The organism is Marinilactibacillus sp. 15R, from assembly GCF_001895285.1.
GTDB classification, from domain to species: domain Bacteria; phylum Bacillota; class Bacilli; order Lactobacillales; family Carnobacteriaceae_A; genus Marinilactibacillus; species Marinilactibacillus piezotolerans.
The window spans coordinates 1,061,108-1,078,690 of sequence record NZ_CP017761.1 but is presented as its reverse complement, the minus strand read 5'-3'; the positions used below and the strand labels follow the sequence as shown (position 1 = coordinate 1,078,690).

Here is a 17,583-nt window from a genome sequence, read left to right as displayed (position 1 = left end):
TTTTTCGTCTAAATCTTAAAGCCAAATCCTACAATTAAAAAAGTGTTATATCCATGTTACACTGTTAGTAGAGACACTATTGTTTACCCATAAAGTTATTCAATAGGATTACATAACTAGGAGAGAGAATATATGAAACATTCAAAAGTATTTTTATTAAGTGTATCAACCTCTACTTTATTTTTCCTTTCAGCTTGTCAACAGACTGATGATACTATTGATACAAATAGTCAGTCAGCTGATACTCAACAGGCGAAAGAAGAACAGGAAATAGTTGAACGACAGACCGATGCACCTGAATCAGAAGATGTGAGTTCAAATATTCCTGATAATACAGAAAGCAAATCAAATTCGACGTCTCACGATGTAGCAGCTGATTCTAACCAAACTACTAGGCTAAAAGAAGAATATATGGCAAAACTTGAAGATGAAAAAGAACAAACAGAAGAATTAAGAGCGAATCCTTCTGACTCTTCTACATATGCTATGAAAGAAATTGAAGGAAACCTTTTCGATACTTGGGACAGACTTTTGAATGAAATTTATGGCGTCTTAGAAACCCAGCTTTCTACTGAAGTTATGGCATCCTTAAGAGTAGAACAGCGTGAATGGATTAAGTACCGCGATAATACTGCAAAAAAATCTTCTTTAAAATACGAAGGAGGTACTCAAGAACAGCTTGAGTATGTAGCTGTTGAAAATAACTTAACAATGGATAGATGCTTTGAATTAGTAAAAAAATATATGTAATACTTTACTTTTTTATCCAAACAACGAAAAGCCTGAAGACTGCAAATCTTCAGGCTTTCCATATATATTTTATACTTTTTCTTTAACGTTTGTTTTCATCAATTCATCAACATTCTGAACTGTTTCAGGTTGGTTTTCTTCAATATCTCTGATTTTGTCAGCGAATTGTGGAAGGTATTCTTTATGTGCATAAAGCATCTCATCTAGAACCGTTTTAGCAATTGTTCCGCCTGGAATCAACGGATTAACAGTGAAGGCTTGTAAGGCAGCACCGTAATTTCCTTCGATTGCAGCTCTAATAACTGTTTCTTCCATTCCTTTCATATTCTGGATGATGCCCCGAGCTCCAGCGTTAGGGAATTCTCCCCAGTTGTATGGTTCAAATCCGTGAGCCGTTACAACACCTGATACTTCAACTGCACAGTCATATGGTAAATCAGTGATTGTACCATTATTTTTAGTTGATACAACCATCTCAGTATGTTTATCATTTTGGATTGAAGCAATGATCTCACATGCTGCATCGCTATAATGCGTTCCGCCACGTTGGGATAGTTCTTCTGGTTTATGATCCAATTCCGGATCTTTGTATAGTTCAAATAAACGCGCTTCCGTTTCTTTAACAACCTGTGCTCTAGTCTCACCATTTTCAAATTCTTCAATTGAATGTTCCAGCATTTCATCTTCAATATAATAGTAACGATGGTATCCACAAGGCAACATATGCAAATCTTGAATTTGTTCATAATGGAATAATGCACTGTGAATATTCTTCAAATGATTATCATCTTCATTCTGATTAGGTCCATAAATCAAGTCGATCAAATCATCCGTCCGCTCTTTACCTGATTTATCCCAGACTTTATGCCAGTGGAAATGGTTGATTCCTGCAAATTTGAAGAAAAGATCTTCTTTTGGCAACTCTAGTTTTTCTGAAGCTGTTTTAACGTGCCCGATTGGTACGTTACATAATCCTACTGTTTTTTCCCAACCACCATGTTTGATAGCTGCTTCTGTTACCATACCTGCCGGATTGGTAAAGTTAACCAGCCAAGCATCCGGACACTGCACCTTCATATCTTCAATAATGTCTAAGATAACTGGTATTGTACGGAATGCTTTAAAGATTCCCCCTGCACCATTCGTTTCTTGACCTAAGATCCCATGAGATAATGGAATTCTTTCATCTTTTACACGAGCATTCAATAGCCCTACGCGAAATTGAGTCGTAACAAAGTCAGCATCTTTTAAAGCTGTTTTACGGTCTAATGTTAAGGTTACAGTCCAGTCAAGACCTGCTGCTTCTACCATTCGCTTAGCCATAGCCCCAACGATTTCAAGTTTTTCTTTACCATCTTCAATGTCTACCAGAACGATTTCTTTAATTGGAAGTTCATCTTTACGTAAAATATACCCTTCGATTAATTCCGGAGTGTAGCTTGATCCTCCACCAATTGTAACGATTTTTAATCCATCTTTTGCCATTATTCATTTCCTCCTTAGGTAAAAACACTTATTAAAAAACGCTTTCATTTCTTTACATACTTACTCTATTCTATGTAATGGTTTACACACAAGCTTATTTGTTATTTTATTTGAAAAAAATTTATCTTGTATCACTAAAAAAGAGTAAGCCGGGAATAATTATTCCAGACTTACTCTAAAAGATTTTATTTATATAAAGGATACTGCTTAGTCAATTCGCGAACTTCTATTTTAATCTCATTTAATATGTCATCATTATATTGATTTTCAAGTGTTTTAATAATCAATTTTGCAACTTTCTTACTTGCTTCTTCATCAAATCCTCTAGTTGTAATAGCAGGCGTGCCGATACGAATTCCACTGGTTTTAAATGGACTTAATGTTTCATATGGTATTGTATTTTTATTAACAGTAATACCTACTGTATCCAGTAACGCTTCAGCTTGTTTTCCATTCATATCAAAGTTAGTTACTTCAAGCAATAACAAGTGATTGTCTGTTCCACCACTGATTACGCGGCCTTTAGATTCTTTGAATACTTCAGCCATGATTTGAGCATTTTTGATGATTTGCTGCGTGTATGTTTTAAACTCAGGCTGCAGTGCTTCTTTAAAAGCAACTGCTTTTGCAGCAATGACATGCTCAAGGGGACCACCTTGAATCCCGGGGAAGATGGCACTGTTCAACCGTTTAGCATATTCTTCTTTAGCTAAGATCAAGCCACCTCTTGGACCTCTTAATGTTTTATGTGTAGTACTCGTTACAACATCTGCATAAGGAACTGGATTTGGATGTTCTCCAGTAGCGATCAGTCCCGCAATATGAGCCATGTCAACCATTAAAATTGCGCCTACTTCATCTGCAATCTCTCTGAATCTCTGGAAGTCAATTTCTCTTGGATAAGCGCTATAGCCTGTGATAATCAATTTTGGTTTATGCTCCAAAGCCAGTTCACGAACTTGTTTGAAATCAATGGTTTCTGTTTCTTTATCTACACCATAAGGAACAACGTTATATAACTTTCCACTGAAATTCACTTGTGAACCGTGAGTCAAATGTCCTCCATGTGACAAATCCATTCCCATATAGGTATCTCCAGGTTCTAAAAAAGTCTGAAAAATCGCCATATTTGCTTGAGAACCTGAATGAGGTTGAACATTTGCATATTCAGCGCCAAACAGTTTTTTTACTCGCTCAATAGCTAAATTCTCAACAATATCGACAAATTTGCAGCCTCCATAATATCTTTTGCCTGGATAACCTTCTGCGTATTTATTGGTCAGTACGCTTCCCTGTGCTTTCATCACCTCTTCAGAAACAAAGTTTTCGGAAGCAATCAGTTCAATATTTTCTTCTTGTCTCTTTTTCTCTTGTTCTATAGCATCAAATACTTCTTGGTCAAAACTCAATGCACACAACTCCTTCATGTGATATAAAAAGAGTATAGCATAGTGAAACGATTCAGACTTATAATCTTGAAAATTTATCAATGAAAAATCATGATTATTCGGGTATGGAAACTTAAAGGTATATTTAAGAAATAGAGCTTATAGGAAATTAATTTAAGCTTATTTTACTATTGAAACATGTCTGATTCATGGTATACTTTATAAGAATACACGTTCGTTTTAGACAGATATTTTAATAGATCAACTTAACCGCTCACTTAGAAAAGGCAGGGATATAATGAATTTTACTGCGATCGATTTTGAAACAGCAAACCGTCAGACTCATAGTGCTTGCTCAGTAGCCCTTACTGTTGTAAGAAACAATCAAATCGTGGATGAATATTATACTTTAATCAAACCCGATACTTGGTTTGATGCAACAAATATTCGCATACATGGTATTCGAGAACAAGATGTGCTGCACTCTCCTTATTTTCCAGAAATCTGGGAAGAAATGTCTTCCTACTTCACAGCAGAACAACTTGTGGTTGCTCATAATATGCCATTTGATAAAAGGATACTACAAGGAACATTGAACTATTATGGCGTAGAGCAACCATCTTTCCAAACTTTATGTACTGTTCAATCATCAAGACGATTGTTGAAGCAGCTGCCTAATCATAAATTAAACACTGTTGCCGCTCATTATGGTATTTCATTAAACCATCACCACGCATTAGATGATGCCAGAGCTTGTGCTAAGATATTAATCAACCAAGAAAAAGAAAATGGTATAGAAGCTTTGAAAAGTTTAGTAAAATATTCGTGAAAACAATACCCCTCAGTGAGATTATGTTAAATCTCATTGAGGGGTATTTTAAATCCGCTTTAAGTATAATCTTCCTATATACTGCGGTTATTTAGTCATTATATTCTTTCTATAATATAGAGATATAAGGATTTGCACTTAGCTTATTGAATGAAATACTTTTGAGTTATATCTAAGACTTTTTTTCGTCCAGCTCATGCTTTGTTTCGGCTTGCAAGTTTGATGGCATACGGTATTTCCTTCTAGCTCATGACTGGTCCAGCTTGCGAGTTTGATGCAAACTAGATTTCCGTCTAGCTCATGACTGGTTCAGCTTGCGAGTTTGATGCAAACTAGATTTCCGTCTAGCTCACGACTGGTTCTACTTCTGAGTTAGATGCAATCTGGATTTTCGTCTAGTTCACGGCTTGTTTCTACTTGCGAGTTAGATACAAACGGTATTTTCTTCTAGCTCATGTCTTTTTCTACTTACGAGCTAGAAGAAAACAAATTTTCCATGTTACTCACGATCTCAAGTGGATTCGAGTTACTATAAAGTCCCCTTTCAAGGCTAAATCAAATTAATTTCGACATCATACAAACCGGCAAAAATTCTCCATCGTCTCTAACACCTCTTTGCATGACACCTTCTAGTTCAAACCCATATTTTTCATACAAATGGATTGCTCGTTCATTTCTTTGTTGGACTTTTAATTCAATACGATTAATTGTCTCTGAGTCTTCTGCCCATCTTAGAACTTCCTCAAGCAGTTCTGTACCGATTTTAAATCCCCAGTACTCTTTATCCACTACTATACCCAGTTCTCCTATATGATTGATCTTAGGTTTATCTGATGCATGGATCGATGCCATTCCAATGATTTTGCCATCTAATAGGGCAACAATTAAGCAATTATTTGGAGAATCAAAAATTTGAGCAATATGACGACTTTCTTCCTCTATAGTCAATCCTGCTCCTTCTTCTCCCATTGTCATAAACCCCGTTTGCACAGCTGTTCTTTCTAGACAGTCCAGCAAAGCTTCAGCATCTGCTGGGATAGCTTCTCTAATGCCAATCTCAATCTGTTCTCTCATCTTCTAACTCCTTCAATACTGTTTCATACGCTGCTCCTACAGCAGAAATTGTCAATGTCCGCTGATTAATATCTATTAAAGAGGTGTCAATTTGAATCAGTAAATGACTTTCTGGTAATTCCTCTTCCACTACAGATCCCCATTCAACTATACAGATACCTTCACCATCGAAGTATTCATCTAATCCCATTTCTTCCGCACCAGTATTTTCCAATCGGTATAAATCCATATGATAAAGCGGTAACCGACCTTGTGTATACTCTCTAATAAGCGTATAGGTGGGGCTCTTAATAATTCTTTCAATTCCAAGGCCTTCAGCAAACCCTTTAGTAAAGGTAGTTTTTCCAGCACCCAACTCTCCTTCCAGCAGAATGGTCATACCGGGCTTCACAAGCTGAGCCAATCTATAAGCTAATGCTTTTGTTTCAGCTTCTCCATTTGTTTCAAAGACCTTAGTCATACGAATTCTTCCTTTACATAATTTGAAATTATTTTACCATATCCACTTTTAAAATCCTATAATCTTTGAAGGAGGATATTTATTCCATCATATGTTAACTTAATTCTTGATAAACCATTTATTTTTATTTTCAAACTAAAAAAACTTAATATTCTTAGCTTTTTATTCAGACATTATTTTGTGCTTTTCAGTTTTATTTGTTCAAGTGACTTTACGTATTTAATGTTAAATCTTCTTTTATTTAGAGGAACTAAAGCAGTCGAATAGAAAATAATCAAACATTTTTATTTTTAAAAAGATGTTTTTTTCTGGGAAATAAGTTTCTTGCCGTTCTCAATGTTATTTCTTATTTAAGAACGACTGCATTCCCCCTCCTCTTTATAAATACAATAATGCATTTAAACAAACTATTTTTACTCATTATGTCTTGGATAAGAAATAAAAATATATAAATTTCAGTTCTCCTCTTCTTGTTTTTCTTTATGTACAGTATCCTATAATCAATAGACACTTAGAAAGAAGATGACTTATGCCAACTTTATTCAGCCGAATGCATGATGGTTTATACTATGCTGAACTTGTAAAAAACAAATTAGCTTCTCCAGAAGAATTAGTCATGGAAAGTTTTAAGCAAATCAAAAAGAATAATACAAATTTAAACGCAGTAATTTCTACTAGAAAAAATGCTGCTATGCATGAAGCACGTACACGCCACTTTAATGATCTTCCTTTCGGTGGGGTACCTATATTATTAAAAGGGCTAGGCCAAAATTTAAAAGATGAACCAGCTACATCTGGATCCCGTATCTTAAGAAATGTAAAAGCCCAACATACAGCTCATTTTGTGAGAGACTTGGAACAGGCGGGATTCATTCCAATCGGTCACACAAATGTACCAGAATTCGGATTTACCAATATTACAAATCCTGATTTATATGGTCCAGCTAAAAACCCTTGGAATAACCATTATAGCCCCGGAGGTTCCAGTGGTGGTGCCGCTGCAGCCGTTGCTTCTAATATTACATCTATTGCAGGAGCCAGTGATGGCGGTGGATCTATTCGTATTCCAGCTTCTTTTACGGGACTAGTCGGATTGAAACCTACTCGGGGTCGCACCTCTGTAGGACCAGGAAGTGGGCGCGGATGGCAAGGTGCTTCTATTAGTTTTGCATTGACTAAATCCATTCGTGATACTGCTGCTTTATTAGACGTTCTTCAAGTTATCCAGCCTCAAGCTGCTTTTCAGACCCCATTATTTGAAGCAGGATATCGAAATGTTTTTTCTAAACCGTTAAATAGACACTTAAAAATTGCAGTAAATTTAAAGTCACCTAGCACTCACTCTATTTCAAACGAAGCAACCCAGGGCGTAAAACAAGCCGCTTCCTGGTTTGAATCAAATGGCCACTATGTAGAAGAAGCTAAACCTGATATCGACACAATCAAACTCATGAAAAGTTATTATACAATGAATGCAGGAGAAACAGCAGCACTTTTCGAGAACCTTGAACACAAATTCAATAAACAATTTACAATAGAAGACATGGAATTATTGACCTGGACATTGCTTCAGGCTGGAAAAAAGCTACCAGCTGCAGCTTATTCTAACGCTCTTGCTAATTGGGATCAAGCCGCTGAAAGATATCATTATTTTCATCAGGAGTATGATTTATTACTGGAGCCTGCTACAGCAGATGCAGCACCTGAATTAAACCGTAAATATTGGTCTGATACTCTCAAAGATAAAATGCGCTATACACAGGAGTACTCATCAAACGAAGCTCAGAAAATTATATGGGATATGTTTTCAAAAAGTTGGGACATTACCCCTTTCTCTCAGCATGCCAATTTAACAGGACAACCCGCCATCAGCTTACCGACTCATTTGACTGAACAAGGATTACCACTCGGTATACAACTTACTGCGCCTAAAGGGCAAGAACATCTTCTACTACAAGTTGGTTATCAGATGGAACAAGCTGGATTATTTATTTAAAATAGCCACATAAATAGAACCACTAGTATGAACTGGTGGTTTTATTTATGGCTGGAAGCTTTTTTCGACTTCAGATTGGAAGCTTTCTAGCATCCTCGGCATAGCCAGAAAGTTCAAAAACGTATAAAAAAGTGTTGATATAACAAATATATTCGTATTGTATCCAGACTCTAAAAGTTGGTAATATCACTTTTATTAATAATAAGTTAGTTCATGTTTATTCATTTTAGATTATCTCTGCTGTAACGTAAAAATTATATAAATTTTTCCAGTGCTTTGCTGACGCCATCATTATCGTTACTTGATGTAATATAATTAGCAGAGTTCTTTAATTTTTGAATAGCATTTTCCATAGCTATGCCTATCCCAGCTGATTTGATCATTTCAATATCATTCTCCTGATCACCTATACATAGTACATCTTCTAATTCAATATTGAAGTTTTTGGCTAATTTTTTTAAAGAATTTCCTTTGGAGCACTCCTTCCGCATAGCCTCAATGTAGTCTTTATCTGATTGAGTAGCTTCTAGTCCAATATCATTCCAAAATTCTCTCATATATTTCAAAATATCTTTATCAGCATGGTGAATGGATAGTTTATTAATTGGATAAGAATTTTGTATCATTTTCATACATTCTTTAAGGTCAGAATAAACAAAAGCCGAGTTGAAAAGTGGATGGGTTTCCTTATCATTGTTAAAGAGTATAGAATTAAAACCAGCATTACATACAATACCTATTCCAAGTTGTTTTACTTTGATTAAAGTCTCCTTTACATCATTATAAGATATAAAAGTCTGTTGAATCGGTCTACTCGTATAAGATTCTCCAATAAAAGCTCCATTTAAAGAAATGTAATATCCTTTAATTTGAAGAATTTCTTCTATTATATATTTCGCAGAATTAGGAGATCTTCCTGTAGCAATTACAACAATTATTTCTGATTGAGATACTTTTCTAAGCGTCTCAATATTACGATTTGAAACGATTCCTTCACTGTTCACCAACGTGCCATCTAAGTCTATTGCTACCAGTTTAACAGTCATAACTTCACCTTTTTATTTCTCTTCCATAAACCTCAACTTGGGTTAAAGCAGGGAAAGGAGAAGAATCTTTATTTTTTATCAGATTTTTTAGAGTAATGCTATTCGTAACCTTATTCTCTATTTTGAAAAATTGCCTGTCTAAATCATTAGTCGTTTCAACAGTTACTTTTTCTCCATCAGAAAATCCAAATGTGACATTTGTCCAAAAGCTGTCATGCGGATAATCAGCGCGTAAAACTAAGGCAACTTCCGAAACATCCACTTCCCTTCCAAAATCAATTGAGAGTTCGGCATCTTCCTGTTGATTAATTCCCCATGATTGATAGGGGAATGAACCATGCCCTTGATTGGCTATCATTCCATCAATCGCATTTCGAGCAAAAAAGGTGGAATCATTTCTTGTTTCTACATTGGCAGAAGCATGTGGATATGCCCCGGAATCATCTCTTTGATCATGAGCATTGCGAGCTAAATTTCTATAACGGTTTCTATCTATTTCAGATACTTTATACGCTCTAATATAGTGACGCTCACCTTGAAACAATTTTGGAGAATATGCTTTTTTCAATGATTCGTCTAAAATAACAGGATATGTCCATACTTTCTGTTTCATATAAATTAAACTAGGTTCTAACGCTTCATCTACTTGTACCCAAATGAATTGATCAGGTTCATCAAGTTCAACTATAATTTTTTCTCCATTATTATATGTTCTATTCTTATAAGCTAGATACGTTTCTTGAATATGACTTCTTTTATCGATGACATTATTGTTTTGGTCGCATAATTTTAAAGTTATCATTTCATACTCCTAACTTTTGTATTATCCATTGACAAGAAAAGTAATCATGCTGTGGTTTAGGAAGAGCTAATCCTATTTGCATTAATTCATCTCCTGTTTTTTTGTCTTTATTATTTATGAGATAGTCTGTTTTTGGCTCTAAATCGATTAATTTTAATCTTTTTGGTGCAGTATTAGGCTTAGTTAAAATATCGACATGACTCACTATTATTTCATTTCCTGATAAATTTTTTTTCATCCAAGCTTCTTCGTTTTGTTCATCATAAACGGGTAAACGATAATGTTTTCCTAACTGAATTGTATTTCTATAGGCTTTGTATTCAGAAATAAATTCTTTTATTTCTTCTTTTTCTTGGATAGAAAGTTTATTTAAATTTATTTCATAACCTACATTACCTTGTTGAGCAACTATTTGCCTTGTAAGTAAAGGGGTTATTCTACCAACTTGATGATTTGGAGATGAAGAAATATGACATCCCATGGAAATTGGAGGATAGATCAAACTTGTTCCTTTTTGAATAGATAGTCTTGCAATAGCATCTGTATTATCACTCGTCCAAGTTTGCGGCATATAGTACAACATTCCAGGATCAAATCTTCCTCCACCTCCAGCACAACTCTCAAACAGCACATCTGGATGTTTTTGCGTAATTTCAGTTAGAATATTGTATAACCCTAAAATATAGCGATGAGAGAATTCCTTCTGACGATCAGCAGGCAGAGTTAAGGTGTAAGCATCTGTAATATTTCTATTCATATCCCATTTCACATAATCAATAGCATTCTCAGTTAGTAATTTGTCTATAGTCTCTATTAGATACTGCTGTACTTCTTTATTTGTCAAATCCAATACATACTGATGACGGACTTTTTGTTGAAACCTTCCTGGTGCAGCTATAGCCCACTCGGGATGTCTTCGATACAATTCACTATCTGGCGAAACCATTTCCGGTTCCAGCCATATTCCAAAAGATAATCCTTTGCTCTTTATTTCTTTAATTAACTCAGATAAATTACCTAGTTTTTCTTCATTCGGAAACCAATCTCCTAATGATGAAGTATCGTCTTGTCTGTTTCCAAACCACCCGTCATCAACCACAAATAATTCTATCCCTAAGCTTTTAGCTTCATCTGCTAACTGTATAAGAATTTCCTTATCAAAATCGAAATAAGTCGCCTCCCAACAATTTAACAGCACTGGACGTTCTTCTTTCGCATATTTACTTTGTAATAAGCAATCTATATAAAATCGATGAAATTTTTGGCTCATATCGTTTAATCCATTTTCAGTGGTTACAAACACTACTTCCGGTGTATCAAAGCTTTCATTTGGTTTTAACGCCCAAGAAAATTCAAATGGATTGATTCCTATTTGTAAGCGACTGTTTTGATGCATATCTACTTCAACACAAGCTTTAAAATTTCCACTATAAATTAGATTACATCCGATGACATGCCCTGAAAGTTCGTTCGCTTCTGGTGATACTAAGGCAATAAAAGGGTTTTGTCCATGTCCGCTAGCTCCTCTTTTGCTGTCTATTCCTTGTATTCCCTGTTCTAATCTTCTTCGTGAAATGGTATTTTCTCTGCCCCATGCTCCTGTCAAAGTAATCAGATCGAGCTTATCTGTTAATAAATCTAAATTAAGAGACATCATTTCTTCTATCTGAACAGTTTCTGTTGAATTATTTATGAATTTTACTGACTGAGAAAACATATCATAATCCTCAAAAGCCGAAATCGTTATTACTATCTCGTTTTTCGTCAACTTATCTCTTAATGTTAACAATAAGGTTTCTGTTTTTTTATCTGATTGCGTATGGGGTAAATGATTTAATTCAGGTTTTTCTTTAACTAATGAATGGGACGCATATCTAAAATCTGATATACGCGTCCCATTACCATAAATTTCCTTATGCGCAGGACTTCTTAAATCTGGATTTCCATAAGCAGGGTAAACTTGTGGAATTTGTTCTAACTTAAAGTCTTTCTTCCCATCTGTATCCGCCAGATAACTTACACGTTCAATATCCTCAACAATATACCCTACGTTATTAACAGAAATCTTCTTCCCAAAATAGAGCAAAGAGACATATCCAGATTCCAATACACCTATAGTTAATTGAGAGTTTTCGGTTTTAAGCGTGATAGTTTCTTCCACTTTAATATTCATTAATTTGAGCCCCTTTTACCAAATCAAAAAATCTTTATCAAGTATACGTAAAACAGCTTCTACAAAATAGTAATCAGTATATATAATTGGAACTTCTGTCCACTTCTCATCATGATAGCTTCCTGTTGCACCAGTAATTATTCCGTCTTTTGAGCTATCCCAGTTAGCATAATGCTTTTCAACTGCCTTTAGGATATTTACTGCCGCATCTATATATAAATGTTTGTCAAATTCATCTACATGTTGAGCAATCTCTAAAAAGCCACATGCTGCACAAACCCCAGCTGAAGTATCAACCATCTTAGGTAATTCTGGAGCTCTAAAATCTACTAACGGAATCCAATCTGTCTTCTCAATTTCTGAAATAAAATAATGAGCAACTTTTTTCGCTGTATTTAAATATTTAATATCTTTTGTATGAAGATAACTCAAAGCAAATCCGTAAATAGCCCAAGCTTGTCCTCGAGACCATGAAGATCCTGGAGCATAGCCTTGACCTCTCGGTGTGTCTAACAATTCCCCAGTATGAGGATCAAATACGCCGATATGACTGACTGAACCATCTTCTCTAACAATGTGGTTCATTACTTTATCAGCATGATCTTTTGCTACATACCCAAATCTTGGATCTTCAATGGTCTTTTCTGCCCAATAGAGTAAAGGAATGTTCAACATGGAATCAATAATAACCCACCCTGATCTATCACGATTCCATGAACGGATAAAACCTCCACGAGGATTATATCTACCTGCTAATAAATGAGCAGCATGTAACCCGCGAGCTTTTGAACGTTTATTTTCCGTTAAACGATAATTAGCGACGGCTGTGTGTAACCACATAAAGCCAACATCATGATGCAATCCTGTATAAATTTCAAATGCAGCATCCAGCCTTTCTTCATTAGATTCAGCTGTTTTTTTATAAAGTTCATTATTTGTAGCATGATACATTTGCCACATAACTCCAGACCAAAATCCATTTGTCCACCATACGGGATCAGTTTCTCCCATATCTTCTTCGTATAAGAATGTTTTTTCATCCGGAATATACGGAATCTTATTTCCTAAACGTTTAGCTTCGGCAGATAACTTGTCGTCTAGTTTTTCAAAAATAGATTCCGCCCACTTTTTTGTTTCATTTTTATACATATTTAAAGTTCTCCTTTTGAATGCATATATTCTTTTCTTCAATAACTACTTTATATTCTTTTACATTAGACGATATTTCAATCTTTGGAATCTCCATTTTTTTTCTTGGAGAACCTACTACCATACTACTTAATGTATATTTACCTTTTGTTAATGTAGTAGTCAAAGCAGGAATAGCATTTTTTTCATAAGAATAGATATTGGTATTAGGGCCTTGATCTACATATATTGGAACTCTATTATTGGACAAGTCAATAATACTAGAAATTCCGTTTTCGTTTTTGAGTTCAATAGAAGATTTTGTACTCAAAGGTTCTGAATATTTTTTATTCCAATTAAATAAGGGAAATCCTCCTTCTACAACATCAATATTGTAGGGGGTTTCTATTTCATGAATTCGTATATGAACATCACTGGATATTGGTATTAAATAAGTGTAAATTTTTACTTTCCTCCAAACATCCCAATAAGATACTCCATACTCTTTATAAATTTTTGATTTTAAAATCCTACTTCGGGGTTGATACTGTTCATGACCACTAATTGAAATTGAAAGTGTTGAATCAACAGATGTTTTTTCTATATTTTCCGATCCTCTCGAGAGATTAAACCCAAAATATGATGAATATGCAAATTTACTATATTTTTCATGATGATGATATAACAAGTGATTAGTTGAATACTGTGTACTGGACAAAGCTAAAGTGTGATCATCTGAATGCTGAAAATGAAATCCTGCATGAGGTTGAACGATTTCTTTATTGCTATTCTGTTCTAATTTTTTTGTGCTACATTTCCAAAAAGGATGATTTTCCTCTAATTCAAGTAATATAAATGTTTTAAAAGCCCACATTGTTGATCCTAAAGAATTATAATCTTCTGATAACAATAAATTTCCATAGCTATAACCAATAGAAGGAGGATTTTCACTTGATATTTGAATTGGTTGTGTACTCCAAAAATTTAAATTCCTATAAATGATTCCTTTTATTTCACTTAACGATAATGTTGTTTCCTTATAGGCACCAGTAACTACAAGAGCACTCCAATAGCATACATGTGCAAAACGGTAAGTAAGACTTCTACCAAATGGTATTGAACGGCCTTTAGCATCAAACCAATGAGTAAAATATTTTGAAAACTTTATAGCTCTATCCAAAAATTTTTCTGCAAATTCATCTTTGCTTATACGTGAATAAAGTAGTCCGTAAAAATGAAAGGCAAATGCGATATAGTAATCCCTTTGCTTATTTTCTCCATCTGTATACCATCCATCTCCTAAATAAAGTGTATCTATTTCTTTTAAGGCCCATTCTAATTTTTCTTTAGAGTACTTTAGACGGTTCTCTTTAAGCGAACTATTTATTAAAATCACAAAAAATAACCAATTTCCTTTAGGTATATCTATTTGATTAACTTCGTTAAGCCAATCAACAAGATACTGTTGACCTTCCGTGCTAAATAGATTAAAAAAATTATGCTTATATGTCCCAATTGCATAACTTAATACTGCTGTTTCAACAGCAATTTGTCTATTTTTTGTAGAAATAGGAGGTAATTTTTGCTTTTCCACCATCTCTTTTAAATTTTTGATGTATGATTCACATTTTTCACTTTTTACACCTGAAAAATAAGCAGGCAATATTCCCCATAATGGTCGCAAGCTTCCCTCTAATAAACGAATTTCTGGTAAATAAGAGGCTCCTAACTGATTTAAATACTTAAAGTTATTTGGAGTTAACTGATCCATCCAATCTGCAAGCGATTGTTTACCTTCTTCAATCATTTTTTCCTCCTTTATACTCAAATACATATAGATAAGTAGAAGAGCTTCTTTTTTGAAGCTCTTCCTTTTTTTATCCAGTTATACCTAAAAATGTTAAAGCCAAACCTAAAATAAAGATAAATATCAGTAATCTTGTCGGTTTATTCTTCTTACGTAAGTACCAGAAGCACCCTAGTGTAAGAGATAGCGGAAGTAACCCTGGCATAATTTGATCAAGTATATCTTGCAATACAAATTCTTGCCCAGCAAAATCTGTCTGTAAAGTTGTAGCAAAATTAACATAATTTGCTACCATAGCGCCAACCATCATTAAACCAACTATTGAAAATGCTTTGGTAATAATACTTAACTTTCCAGTTGATATCGCTTCACTAATATACGACCCACCTAATTTATATCCTAAAACTCCTCCATAGTAACGAATTAAGACATTTGGAATATTAAAGGCTAGTAAAAACAGTAGTGGACCTAACGGGCTACCACTTTGACTTAAACCTATAGAAATAGCAGTTGCAATGATTCTAAAAGTTCCTAAAAATATAGAATCTCCTATACCTGCAAGAGGTCCCATTAAACTCGCTTTAATAGCTTCGATTGAAGAGGTATCAAAAGTTCCTTGGTTTTTCATATTTTCTTCTTCCATCGATATATTTAAACCAAAAATAAATGGAGCCATTCCCGGGGCTGTATTAAAGAAAGTTTGATGTTCTGTCATTCGATCATAGAATTCATCCGTTTCTTTTCCATAAATCCTTTCTAAAAAGGGAATCATCGTCCAAGCATAAGTCGTCCCTTGTTGTTTGGTATAACTTGTACAAAACATTAAATGAGCCGTTCTCCAAAATATTTTATTAATTAATTTTTTCTCACTTCTATCGAGTTTTAATGAATTTTTGACATTTATTTCTTCTACATTACTAGTCATTAAAGAAATCCTCCACTTCATCTGTGTTTGTTGTAGCCACTGCAGCTTGAGATTGTGATTTTATGTCATTTAATGCAATAAATACAGCTACAGCTACGGCGACAAATGCCACACTAATCAAATCTCCGCCAAAGAATGTAACTAAAGCAAAACCAATAAAGAAGAAGGCGGCCGTACTTTTATCCCAAATAGTTTTTAATAATAATGCCATACCTAATGCAGGCAACATGCCAGCTGCAACTTCCAGACCATTTATAATTACTTCTGGAATCATATTGACTAATGAATCGATTGCGTCTGCTCCCAACAAGAATGCAACAAAACCGATTACAAAATAAGACAGTAAGAATACCGCATATTGTATTTTCCATAATCTTTTAAACGTTCTCAAATTATGTTCTTTTGTATATGTTTCAAATTTCTCAGCAACAAATGTTACTCCCCCTTTAAAGAAGGTATAATAAACTGATCCTAACATTCCAATTGGAATAGATAAGGTAATTGCAACTGAGGCGTCTTGTCCGTAAACTAGTGCAAATGCACCACCAAAAACTGCTCCAGCTGTAAAATCTTGAGGCATAACCCCTCCTAAAGAAATAGTTCCAAGATAAACTAGTTCAATAGCTGCCCCCATCATAATTCCTTCAGTAGGTTGTCCTAACAGTAATCCGAGTAACGCTACAATAAATATCGGTCTTGATAATTGAGTGTTCATCCACCAATCTAACCATTTAGCTAAAGCAAGTACAAATCCTACTACAAAAGCTTCATACATATCACTCTGCTCCTTTTAATAATTCTTTTAGAGATTTTTTCTTATCATTTGGTAAAGGCTGATATTCAAAATCTAATCCTAAGTTAAAAATATCGTTAAAAGTCTTCTTATCTTCTTCCGTTACATAAACAGTTTCAGTAATCTTTTCTTTATCAGATAAAGTACCGCCAATTCTTCCATAATTTGCAATGTTTAAGCGAGGTTTTTCGTTAATTTTTTCTAGTAACTGTAAAATATTGTTTGGAGAATCCGTTACGACCATCACTCTTTTATTTTCTGATCGAGGATCATTAAGAATTGTTGCAGCTTTTTCAATAGATAATACAAATGCCTTTACCGAAGATGGTGCTGCCCCTTTTAACACATTTGCTTGAATTTCATTAGCTGCAATTTTATCACTTGCTACAATAATTCTGTCTACATTTAAATCCTTCGACCATATAACTGCTACTTGCCCATGAATTAAACGGTCATCAATTCTTGCCATTACAATCATAATATGCCTCCAATTAACTTATTTTAAAAAAAGAAATCATCTTCTATTTTTTCTAGCTTCATATGCTTAATTGATGTTTTAGCTACTTCAATTACTTTCTCAATTTCTTCATCTGTTTGTGGTTTTGTTAAAGCAACTTCAATAGCAAGGGGAAGGTTCACTCCAGCAATTAATGTTACATTCGGATACTCCAAAAGTGTCATTGCTGTATTATTCATACTGCCTCCAACTAAATCAGATAAAATAATAATTCTATCTTCTTCCTTGATTGAATCTTTTACTTTATTAATAATAATTTCTGGATGCTCTCCAGGTATTAATCCATATGCTTCTATAGAAGCTTGTTTCCCAACAATCATTTCTACAGCACTCTTGATCCCAACAGCAAAATCACTGTGTGAAATTAAAATAATTCTTTCATTCATATTTTCCTCCATCAACTACTTAAG

General features: G+C 34.4%; 16 protein-coding genes. 3 read left to right on the top strand and 13 right to left on the bottom strand.

What is annotated here, in order from left to right; translation table 11 throughout:
• The first annotated feature begins 132 nt into the window (after window positions 1-132).
• The gene (locus BKP56_RS05280; protein ID WP_072694132.1) at window positions 133-750 is read left to right on the top strand and encodes a lysozyme inhibitor LprI family protein; all 618 of its coding nucleotides are present in this window, start codon (window positions 133-135) and stop codon (window positions 748-750) included.
• Between the two features lie 69 nt (window positions 751-819).
• Here BKP56_RS05280 and BKP56_RS05275 read toward each other — a convergent pair whose 3' ends face one another.
• Complete coding sequence (locus tag BKP56_RS05275) at window positions 820-2,235, bottom strand: 6-phospho-beta-glucosidase (RefSeq protein WP_072694131.1); 1,416 nt, start codon at window positions 2,233-2,235, stop codon at window positions 820-822.
• A gap of 185 nt (window positions 2,236-2,420) precedes the next feature.
• Window positions 2,421-3,644 (bottom strand): serine hydroxymethyltransferase, encoded by a 1,224-nt coding sequence (glyA, locus tag BKP56_RS05270; protein ID WP_442914825.1) that lies wholly within the window; start codon window positions 3,642-3,644, stop codon window positions 2,421-2,423.
• A 277-nt stretch (window positions 3,645-3,921) separates the two neighbouring features.
• On the opposite strand from glyA, the gene BKP56_RS05265 reads away from it, so the two are divergent.
• A complete protein-coding gene (locus BKP56_RS05265; RefSeq protein WP_072694130.1) occupies window positions 3,922-4,452 on the top strand; it encodes a 3'-5' exonuclease in 531 nt (176 codons plus the stop codon).
• Window positions 4,453-5,007: 555 nt separating this feature from the next.
• On the opposite strand, the gene BKP56_RS05260 is transcribed toward BKP56_RS05265, so the two are convergent.
• The gene (locus BKP56_RS05260) at window positions 5,008-5,526 is read right to left on the bottom strand and encodes a GNAT family N-acetyltransferase (RefSeq protein ID WP_072694129.1); all 519 of its coding nucleotides are present in this window, start codon (window positions 5,524-5,526) and stop codon (window positions 5,008-5,010) included.
• On the bottom strand, window positions 5,510-5,986 hold the full coding sequence (tsaE, locus tag BKP56_RS05255) for a tRNA (adenosine(37)-N6)-threonylcarbamoyltransferase complex ATPase subunit type 1 TsaE (protein ID WP_072694128.1): 477 nt from the start codon (window positions 5,984-5,986) through the stop codon (window positions 5,510-5,512). The genes BKP56_RS05260 and tsaE overlap by 17 nt, the downstream gene beginning before the upstream one ends.
• Before the next feature lie 550 nt (window positions 5,987-6,536).
• On the opposite strand from tsaE, the gene BKP56_RS05250 reads away from it, so the two are divergent.
• Window positions 6,537-7,982: an amidase gene (locus tag BKP56_RS05250; protein WP_198034024.1), complete on the top strand. Its 1,446-nt coding sequence runs from the start codon at window positions 6,537-6,539 to the stop codon at window positions 7,980-7,982.
• Window positions 7,983-8,236: 254 nt separating this feature from the next.
• On the opposite strand, the gene BKP56_RS05245 is transcribed toward BKP56_RS05250, so the two are convergent.
• The 9 genes from BKP56_RS05245 to BKP56_RS05205 all read right to left on the bottom strand — a co-directional run bounded on the left by BKP56_RS05245 (window position 8,237) and on the right by BKP56_RS05205 (window position 17,559).
• On the bottom strand, window positions 8,237-9,028 hold the full coding sequence (locus BKP56_RS05245; RefSeq protein WP_072694126.1) for a Cof-type HAD-IIB family hydrolase: 792 nt from the start codon (window positions 9,026-9,028) through the stop codon (window positions 8,237-8,239).
• A 4-nt stretch (window positions 9,029-9,032) separates the two neighbouring features.
• The gene (locus BKP56_RS05240) at window positions 9,033-9,830 is read right to left on the bottom strand and encodes a hypothetical protein (protein WP_072694125.1); all 798 of its coding nucleotides are present in this window, start codon (window positions 9,828-9,830) and stop codon (window positions 9,033-9,035) included.
• A gap of 1 nt (window position 9,831) precedes the next feature.
• Window positions 9,832-12,003, bottom strand: coding sequence for an alpha-galactosidase (locus tag BKP56_RS05235; RefSeq protein ID WP_072694124.1), 2,172 nt, complete (start codon window positions 12,001-12,003; stop codon window positions 9,832-9,834).
• Window positions 12,004-12,018: 15 nt separating this feature from the next.
• Window positions 12,019-13,152 carry a glycoside hydrolase family 88 protein gene (locus tag BKP56_RS05230; protein ID WP_072694123.1) on the bottom strand — a complete coding sequence of 378 codons (1,134 nt, stop codon included), beginning with the start codon at window positions 13,150-13,152 and terminating at the stop codon, window positions 12,019-12,021.
• Window positions 13,145-14,938: a DUF2264 domain-containing protein gene (locus BKP56_RS05225; RefSeq protein WP_072694122.1), complete on the bottom strand. Its 1,794-nt coding sequence runs from the start codon at window positions 14,936-14,938 to the stop codon at window positions 13,145-13,147. Before BKP56_RS05225 ends, BKP56_RS05230 begins: the two co-directional genes overlap by 8 nt.
• Window positions 14,939-15,008: 70 nt before the next feature.
• Entirely contained in the window at window positions 15,009-15,863 is an 855-nt protein-coding gene (locus BKP56_RS05220; protein ID WP_072694121.1) for a PTS system mannose/fructose/sorbose family transporter subunit IID, read from the bottom strand.
• The gene (locus tag BKP56_RS05215; protein WP_072694120.1) at window positions 15,856-16,638 is read right to left on the bottom strand and encodes a PTS mannose/fructose/sorbose/N-acetylgalactosamine transporter subunit IIC; all 783 of its coding nucleotides are present in this window, start codon (window positions 16,636-16,638) and stop codon (window positions 15,856-15,858) included. The genes BKP56_RS05220 and BKP56_RS05215 overlap by 8 nt, the downstream gene beginning before the upstream one ends.
• A 1-nt stretch (window position 16,639) precedes the next feature.
• The gene (locus BKP56_RS05210) at window positions 16,640-17,134 is read right to left on the bottom strand and encodes a PTS system mannose/fructose/N-acetylgalactosamine-transporter subunit IIB (RefSeq protein WP_072694119.1); all 495 of its coding nucleotides are present in this window, start codon (window positions 17,132-17,134) and stop codon (window positions 16,640-16,642) included.
• 23 nt (window positions 17,135-17,157) lie between these two features.
• Window positions 17,158-17,559 (bottom strand): PTS sugar transporter subunit IIA, encoded by a 402-nt coding sequence (locus BKP56_RS05205; RefSeq protein ID WP_072694118.1) that lies wholly within the window; start codon window positions 17,557-17,559, stop codon window positions 17,158-17,160.
• Window positions 17,560-17,583 lie beyond the last annotated feature (24 nt).

What these genes read in the sequence shown, in the direction of transcription:
- BKP56_RS05280 (WP_072694132.1), top strand. Translation starts at nt 133, where the DNA reads ATGAAACATTCAAAAGTATTTTTATTAAGTGTATCAACCTCTACTTTA.
- BKP56_RS05275 (WP_072694131.1), bottom strand. Translation starts at nt 2,235, where the DNA reads ATGGCAAAAGATGGATTAAAAATCGTTACAATTGGTGGAGGATCAAGC.
- BKP56_RS05265 (WP_072694130.1), top strand. Translation starts at nt 3,922, where the DNA reads ATGAATTTTACTGCGATCGATTTTGAAACAGCAAACCGTCAGACTCAT.
- BKP56_RS05260 (WP_072694129.1), bottom strand. Translation starts at nt 5,526, where the DNA reads ATGAGAGAACAGATTGAGATTGGCATTAGAGAAGCTATCCCAGCAGAT.
- tsaE (WP_072694128.1), bottom strand. Translation starts at nt 5,986, where the DNA reads ATGACTAAGGTCTTTGAAACAAATGGAGAAGCTGAAACAAAAGCATTA.
- BKP56_RS05250 (WP_198034024.1), top strand. Translation starts at nt 6,537, where the DNA reads ATGCATGATGGTTTATACTATGCTGAACTTGTAAAAAACAAATTAGCT.
- BKP56_RS05245 (WP_072694126.1), bottom strand. Translation starts at nt 9,028, where the DNA reads ATGACTGTTAAACTGGTAGCAATAGACTTAGATGGCACGTTGGTGAAC.
- BKP56_RS05240 (WP_072694125.1), bottom strand. Translation starts at nt 9,830, where the DNA reads ATGATAACTTTAAAATTATGCGACCAAAACAATAATGTCATCGATAAA.
- BKP56_RS05235 (WP_072694124.1), bottom strand. Translation starts at nt 12,003, where the DNA reads ATGAATATTAAAGTGGAAGAAACTATCACGCTTAAAACCGAAAACTCT.
- BKP56_RS05230 (WP_072694123.1), bottom strand. Translation starts at nt 13,152, where the DNA reads ATGTATAAAAATGAAACAAAAAAGTGGGCGGAATCTATTTTTGAAAAA.
- BKP56_RS05225 (WP_072694122.1), bottom strand. Translation starts at nt 14,938, where the DNA reads ATGATTGAAGAAGGTAAACAATCGCTTGCAGATTGGATGGATCAGTTA.
- BKP56_RS05220 (WP_072694121.1), bottom strand. Translation starts at nt 15,863, where the DNA reads ATGACTAGTAATGTAGAAGAAATAAATGTCAAAAATTCATTAAAACTC.
- BKP56_RS05215 (WP_072694120.1), bottom strand. Translation starts at nt 16,638, where the DNA reads ATGTATGAAGCTTTTGTAGTAGGATTTGTACTTGCTTTAGCTAAATGG.
- BKP56_RS05210 (WP_072694119.1), bottom strand. Translation starts at nt 17,134, where the DNA reads ATGATTGTAATGGCAAGAATTGATGACCGTTTAATTCATGGGCAAGTA.
- BKP56_RS05205 (WP_072694118.1), bottom strand. Translation starts at nt 17,559, where the DNA reads ATGAATGAAAGAATTATTTTAATTTCACACAGTGATTTTGCTGTTGGG.